This window comes from Neisseria sp. P0008.S004 (genome assembly GCF_051962755.1).
Taxonomy (GTDB): domain Bacteria; phylum Pseudomonadota; class Gammaproteobacteria; order Burkholderiales; family Neisseriaceae; genus Neisseria; species Neisseria subflava_A.
Genome location: NZ_JBQCUZ010000036.1, coordinates 1 through 392, shown reverse-complemented (window position 1 = coordinate 392; position 392 = coordinate 1). Strand labels below are relative to the sequence as shown.

The 392-nt window shown below is 59.4% G+C and carries 1 protein-coding gene; it reads left to right on the top strand.

The window, feature by feature from the left end; translation table 11 throughout:
* Positions 1–392, top strand: a 392-nt coding sequence (locus ACTHSW_RS10840; protein WP_440373919.1) for a hypothetical protein, incomplete at both ends; no start/stop codon positions are given.

Sequence of the window (392 nt, the reverse complement as noted above, 5' to 3'; positions counted from 1 at the left end):
GGTTATCACATCACCGCCGACAGCGTCCGGCTTAAAGGCGGCGCCATCGCTTCTGCCGCAGACAAAGACCACAACGAGCTCACCGCCCGCAGTTTCAGCTTTGAAGACATCCGCAACGAAAGCAGCTACAGTGCCCAAAGCATGGGTATCGGTGCCGGTTACGGCGGCAGCCTGAAAGGCAGCGACGGCTTCAATCAAAGCGCCTTTGGTCGTGCGTCCCAAACCGCCGGCCAGAACATGAACAAAGGCCTCAACTACAGCCCCACCCTGCCCCAGCATGAAAGCGGCAACAGCCAAGGCTATACCCGCTCCGTACTCAGCGAAGGCAACATCACCATCGGCGGCAAAAAAACCAGTGCCCGCGCTCTCGGCATCCATACCGATTCGGCCAC